The organism is Acidimicrobiales bacterium (genome assembly GCA_035533095.1).
Lineage (GTDB): Bacteria > Actinomycetota > Acidimicrobiia > Acidimicrobiales > Palsa-688 > DATLUM01.
In genome coordinates, this window is the sequence record DATLUM010000044.1 from 39,301 (window position 1) to 45,663 (window position 6,363).

General features: G+C 68.1%; 5 protein-coding genes. All 5 read right to left on the reverse strand.

Translation table 11 applies throughout. The features are described from left to right. Positions 1-2: 2 nt before the first annotated feature. Entirely contained in the window at positions 3-1,262 is a 1,260-nt protein-coding gene (gene argJ, locus VNF71_04690) for a bifunctional glutamate N-acetyltransferase/amino-acid acetyltransferase ArgJ (protein HVA73840.1), read from the reverse strand. 49 nt (positions 1,263-1,311) lie between these two features. Further along, positions 1,312-1,512 carry a BldC family transcriptional regulator gene (locus tag VNF71_04695; protein ID HVA73841.1) on the reverse strand — a complete coding sequence of 67 codons (201 nt, stop codon included), beginning with the start codon at positions 1,510-1,512 and terminating at the stop codon, positions 1,312-1,314. Positions 1,513-1,619: 107 nt separating this feature from the next. Next, positions 1,620-2,690, reverse strand: coding sequence for a phosphoribosylformylglycinamidine cyclo-ligase (purM, locus tag VNF71_04700; protein HVA73842.1), 1,071 nt, complete (start codon positions 2,688-2,690; stop codon positions 1,620-1,622). Then, complete coding sequence (purF, locus tag VNF71_04705) at positions 2,683-4,167, reverse strand: amidophosphoribosyltransferase (protein HVA73843.1); 1,485 nt, start codon at positions 4,165-4,167, stop codon at positions 2,683-2,685. The genes purM and purF overlap by 8 nt, the downstream gene beginning before the upstream one ends. 38 nt (positions 4,168-4,205) lie before the next feature. Next, on the reverse strand, positions 4,206-6,363 hold a 2,158-nt coding region (purL, locus tag VNF71_04710; GenBank protein HVA73844.1), incomplete at its 5' end, for a phosphoribosylformylglycinamidine synthase subunit PurL.

Genomic DNA, 6,363 nt, shown 5'->3' on the forward strand with positions numbered 1-6,363 from the left:
CTTCAGGTCGTGTAGTCGGCGTTGATCCGGACGTAACCGGCTGAGAGGTCGCATCCGAAGACCGTCGCTTCGGCCTGGCCGGTCCCGAGCTCCACTTCGATCTCCACGTGGTCCGCGGACATGATCTTGGTGAGACGCTTCAGGCCCTCGGCGTCCGGCAGTTCGGGATACGTTTCCATGCCGCCGAAGCGGATGACGACCGAACCCGGGTGGATGTCGGTGTCCTCCTCACACTTCCCTATCGCCATCGCGACCCGGCCCCAGTTGGGGTCCGCTCCGTGCACTGCTGTCTTGACGAGAGGCGAGTTGACGATCGCCTTCGCGACGCGACGCGCCTGTGCCACGTCGCGTGCCGCGCGCGCCGTGACCGTTAGCAGCTTTGTCGCCCCCTCTCCGTCCCGGGCGAGCTGGAGCGTCAGGTCAAGGCACACTTCACGCAGCGCCACCCCGAGGGCCGCCTCGGGCACCGGGCCAGCCGCTCCGCTCGCCATGACCAAGGCCGTGTCGGAGGTGGAGGTATCCGTGTCGACGCTCAGGCAATTGAAAGTCTCGTCGACCGCTCGGCGCCACATGCGGTCCAGGGTCGCGTGGTCCACCTCGGCGTCGGTCAACACGAACGCGAGCATGGTCGCCATGTGCGGCTCGATCATGCCGACACCCTTCGCGACCCCGACGACGCGCGCTCCTCCTGCAGTCTGGACGGCGGTCTTGGGCACCGTGTCGGTGGTCATGATCGCACGAGCGACCGCCGACGCGTCGGCGCCGAATGGCGTCCCTCCCAACGCCGTCAGGTAGCTGCGGAGCAGGGGCATCGGGTACGGGCGCCCTATCACGCCGGTACTCGCCACGAGCACCTCGTGGGGGCTCAGGCCGACAGCGTCGGCGACGAGCGACGTCACCTCCTCGGCATCGCGATCACCCTGCTCGCCGTTGGCGACATTGGCGTTCCTCGCGACGACCACGAAGGCCCTCGCCGCTCCCGAAGCGACCCGTTCGCGGCTAAGGAAGACGCTCGGGCCGGCGAATCGGCTCTGGGTGAACACCCCTGCGCTCGCACAGGGCCCCGTGCAGACGACGACGCTGACGTCGTCACCTTCGTCGCGCAGCCCAGCGTGGCCGGTCTGAGCGACGAACCCGACGGGAAGCTCTACCCGCGCTGCAGCTCCGGGGCGGGCGGGGCGCTCCCCTTGCACGTCGACGTCCACCCCGAGATCATCGCACGCGCACGCCCCGTCCCCCTGGTTGGGCCCCGGCGCTGCCACCCACCGTTGGGCCTCACCCTCCCCGGCTGCCAGCCCCCGCGACCGGCAATCAGCCGAGCTCGGAACTCTCCATCTGCTCTAGGCAACGACGGATCTCCGAGGCCCTGAACCGGCGGTGTCCACCGAGGGTACGGATCGCGGTGATCTTGCCAGCACGAGCCCAGCGGGTAACGGTCTTCGGGTTCACGCGGAACAGAGCTGCAACCTCTGCAGGGGTCAGTAGTGCGTCGGCGTGGGTGTCTTCGGCCATCTCTACAGGTTCCTTCCAAGCTGTCCGTTTCAGCACTCAACGTACGAGAAGACCGGGATGCCGCACATGACACGTGCGGGCCATTTTGTTGGCGCAAATCGGACTAGTCAGCGGCCTGGGATCAGGCGAACGCTTCCGGCGCCGGCGACAACGGAGCCGACGACCACCGCCTCGTGTCCCGCACCGCGCAGGACCTCCACCGTCTTGGGCGACTCCGCGGGCGGCACCGCGACGACCATTCCGAGGCCCATGTTGAACACCCGGTGCATCTCGCCGCTTTCGACGCTGCCGGCCTGCTGGATCTCGGCAAAGATCCGCGGTACCTCCCAGCTGCCGAGATCGAAGACGGCGTCGAGGCCGCTGGCAAGGACCCTCGGCACGTTCCCGGGGAGGCCACCGCCGGTTATGTGCGCGACTGCGTGGACCTCCGCGACGCCCAGCAACTCGAGGACCGCTGGGGTGTAGATCACCGATGGCCTCAACAGTTCGTCTGCCAGGCTCCAGCTTCCCGCCCCGTCCCAGGCCGGCTCGTCGAGACCCCGCCCGGCCGTCTCGAGCAGCGCCTTGCGGGCGAGCGAGTAACCGTTGGAACGCAGACCGGGCGACGGGAGCCCGATGAGAATGTCTCCTGCTACGGTTCGGGCCGGTCCGTCGAGGATCCGGTCGTGCTCGACGATGCCGACGGCGAAACCGGCCACATCCAGCTCCCCCGGCGCGATCAGCCCGGGGTGCTCGGCCATCTCGCCCCCGACGATGGCGCAACCCGCCTGGCGGCAACCGGCGGCGATCCCCTTCATGACCTCTGACACCAGTCCCGGGTCGACCCGCCCGAGGAGCTGGTAATCGAGGAAGAAGAGCGGCTTGGCGCCGCAGCAGACGAGGTCGTCCACGCACATGGCAACCAGGTCGATGCCAACCGTGTCGAAACGACCGGTTGCCATCGCAACCGCCATCTTCGTCCCCACACCGTCGGTGCTCGAGACGAGCACCGGTCGCTGGTAACCGGCCGGCACCTCGAACATCCCGCCGAACCCGCCGATGGCGCCGATGACACCCGGTACTCCCGTAGTGGATCGCACCAGGTCACGTATGGCCTCGATTGCCGCGTCGGCCGCCTCGATGTCGACACCTGAGCCGGCGTAGGTGAGCCCGCCCGGCGCCGATGTGCCCTCAGCCAACAGGAAGGCCGACTCGCTCCGCCGGCAACCCAGTGCGCAACACCACGGGTACGTCCTCGGGGTAGTCGCCCGTGAGGCAGGCGTCGCAAAATCCCGCCTGGGGGGCGCCGGTCGCTTCCTTGAGCCGGTCGAGGGTCAGGTAGGCCAGGCTGTCAGCGCCGAGGTAGGCGCAGATCTCGTCCTGGTCCATGCGGGCGGCTATCAGTTCGGAACGGGTGCCCGTATCGAGGCCGTAGTAGCAGGGCCAGCGGTAGGGAGGCGACGAGATCCGGAGATGCACTTGCTTCGCACCGGCGTCGCGGAGCATCTTCACCATCGCCCTCGTTGTGGTCCCCCGCACGATCGAGTCGTCGACGACGACCAGCCGTCGCCCTTCGATCGCCCCTTTGAGCGGATTGAGCTTCCGCCTCACGCCCTGGGCCCGCTGGGCCTGGTCGGGGACGATGAAGGTCCGGCCGATGTAGCGGTTCTTCACCAGACCGTGCCCGTAGCGGATGCCGCTCCGGCGCGCGTACCCCTCCGCCGCGGGGAGACCCGAGTCAGGTACTCCCATCACCATGTCAGCGTCCACCGGGGCTTGGTCCGCGAGCATCTCGCCCATCCGGATGCGCGCGCTGTGCAACTCCTGTCCGTAGAGCTGACTGTCGGGGCGGGCCAGGTACACGAACTCGAACAGGCACAGCTTGGGTTCGGCGACGCCTTCGGGCCACGGGCGCATCGAAACCGGACCGTCCGAGTCGATCACGACCATCTCGCCAGGCTCGATCTCGCGCACGAATTCGGCACCGGTCACGTCGAGGGCCGGCGTCTCCGAAGCAAGGATCCACCCCTCGGGAAGCCGGCCGAGGCACAACGGCCGGAAACCACGGGGGTCCCGCACACCGATCACCCTGTCGCGGTCGAGCAGGACCAGGGAGAAGGCGCCCTGCAGCAAGGGAAGCACTGCCATGAGCGCCGCGACCAGGTCGTCGGCCGGATTGGAGTCGAGGTGGCGCACCACCATCTCCGCGATGACGTCGCTGTCGCTCGTGACGGTCCCGGGCAGCATTCCCGCCCCTTCAGCGAGGGATTCCGTGTTGGTCAGATTCCCGTTGTGACCGAGGGCGAACGCGAGCGGGTCGGGGCGAGCAGGGCTCGACGCGGTGATCCGGTACACCGGTTGGGCGTTGTGCCACGTCGAGGAACCCGTGGTGGAGTACCTGGTGTGGCCGATGGCCAGGTGGCCCTGCAAACCGGCGAGCTTGTACTCGTTGAAGACGTTGGTCACCAGGCCCATGTCCTTGACGACCATCATCTCGGCGCCGTCGCTCACCGCCATTCCCGCGGACTCCTGGCCGCGGTGCTGGAGGGCGTACAGGCCGTCGAACGTCATGTGTGCCACCTCGCTGCCTGGCGAGCACACTGCGAAAACGCCGCAGGCCTCCCGCGGAGGCTCGTGGGTCACGCTCAACTGCTCGGGCCCGGGCACGTGCCCCATTGTCGCACGCGGAGAGCCGGTTCCGGGGGCCAGACCCGTCATCCCGCCGTTCCGGTCAACGCGAGAGGCAGCGCGCCCTTCCAGGCACGGGTGGTTTCGGCGACCCCGATATCGGCCAGCCCCTCGAAGACGACCCGATCGCCTCCCGCCTCGCCGAGGACGGAGGCAGGCACGCCGGCAGACTCCGCGAGGTCGAGCACCCGCTGAAGGGTTCCGGAAGGGACGCTGAGCAGCACCCGGGAAGGACCCTCTCCGAACAGTGCGACGTGGTCGGGTATCCCCGCCACCCTGCAGCCGACACCGCTGCGCACGGCCATCTCGGTCAGCGCAACACCAAGGCCTCCTTCGGAGACGTCGTGGATGCCGTCGACGAGCCCGCTGGTTCCGGCGATATCGGCCACGAGCGCTACGAGGCGAGCGTGGAACTCGAAATCGATCCCTGCCAGCTTCCCGCCCCGGTGCCCCCGGCGCTCGACGGCCCACTTCGATCCGGCCAGCGACACCGGGCCGTCCACCGAGCCTAGGAGCACGATCCTGCTCCCGGGAGTCAGCGCCGGTCCCGCCGGCGCCGTCTCCAGGCGTTTCACCAGCCCGAGCGTCCCGACGACGGGCGTCGGGTCGATGTCGCGCCCCCGGCTCTCGTTGTAAAGGCTGACGTTGCCGCCGATCACCGGAAGCCCAAGGGCCCGGCAAGCCTCGGACATCCCGTCGATCGCCTCAGAAAGCTGCCACATCACCTCGGGGTGCTCGGGGTTCCCGAAGTTGAGGCAGTTGACGACTGCGACCGGCGTCGCACCCACGCACGCGACGTTGAGCGCCGACTCGGCGACGATCAGCGCGGTCCCGAGCCTGGGGTCGAGCGCGCACCACCTGGCGTTCCCGTCGGTGGAGAGGGCGATTCCGCTGCGTCCGCCGGCGGGTTGGGGTACGCCTGGGCCGGCGAGCCGGAGGAGGGCCGCGTCGGCACCCGGGGCTACGACCGTGTTGAGGAACAGTTGGTGGTCGTACTGCCGGTAGATCCAAGACGGGTCCTGCACCATCGAGAGCAGGTCGTCCCTGCAGTCGGCGGGCGGCGAAAGCCTCGCCGGGTCGTCCAAGGCTCGCTCGTCGAGGTCCGCGGGAGGTGACATCGGCCTGTCGTACAGCGGTGCGTCGTCGTGAAGCGTCGACGCCGGCACGTCGGCGAGGACCTCCCCTTCCCAGCCGTCGAGGATCCTCAGCCGCCCCGACGAGTTGACCCGGCCGACCACCGACGCTCGGACTTCCCAGCGCAGGCAGATCTCGAGCACCCGGTCGAGCGAATCGGGCGTGACTATCGCGAGCATCCGCTCCTGGCTCTCGCTCGTCATGATCTCCCAGGGCTCCATGCCCGGTTCGCGAACAGGCACGGCCGTCACATCGACGTCCATCCCAGCACCCCCGCGTGAAGCCGTCTCGCTCGTCGCGCAGGTAAGGCCGGCGCCCCCCAGGTCCTGGATGCCGATCACGAGAGACTCGTCCAGCAGCTGGAGGCACGCCTCGATCAGTCGCTTCTCCTCGAAGGGATCCCCGACCTGCACGTTGGGCCGCTTCGCCTGCTCCGCCGCCTCATCATCTGTGAACCCGGCGGAAGCGAGCACGCTGACACCGCCGATCCCGTCCCTTCCGGTCGTGCTCCCGAGAAGCACAGCGAGGTTCCCGTCGCCGCACGCCCGGCCGAAAACCAGCCGGTCAACGGGCAGGACGCCGCAACACAAGACGTTGACCAACGGGTTGTCGGCGTAGCACTCGTCGAACGCGATCTCCCCGCCTACTGTCGGCACGCCGACCGAGTTCCCATATCCAGATATACCGGATATCACGCCGGTCGCTATCCACCGTGAACGCGGGTCGTCGGGGGGGCCGAACCGCAACGGATCCATAAGAGCGATCGGCCTTGCACCCATCGTGAAGATGTCCCGGAGAATTCCTCCGACGCCTGTCGCTGCACCTTGATATGGCTCTATGGCGGATGGGTGATTATGGCTTTCAATTCGGAGAGCGACCGCAAGACCACCGCCTGCATCGACCACGCCGGCGTTCTCCCCCGGTCCGACCAGCACGTGTTCGCCAGTGGTCGGCAGGCGCTTGAGGTGTATGCGGCTCGACTTGTACGAGCAATGTTCGCTCCACATGACCGAGTACATGGCCAGTTCCAAATGGTTCGGCGCCCTGCCG

Excerpts from the sequence above, each read along its gene's own strand:
- VNF71_04695 (HVA73841.1), bottom strand. The coding sequence starts at position 1,512 with ATGGCCGAAGACACCCACGCCGACGCACTACTGACCCCTGCAGAGGTT.
- purF (HVA73843.1), bottom strand. The coding sequence starts at position 4,167 with ATGGGGCACGTGCCCGGGCCCGAGCAGTTGAGCGTGACCCACGAGCCT.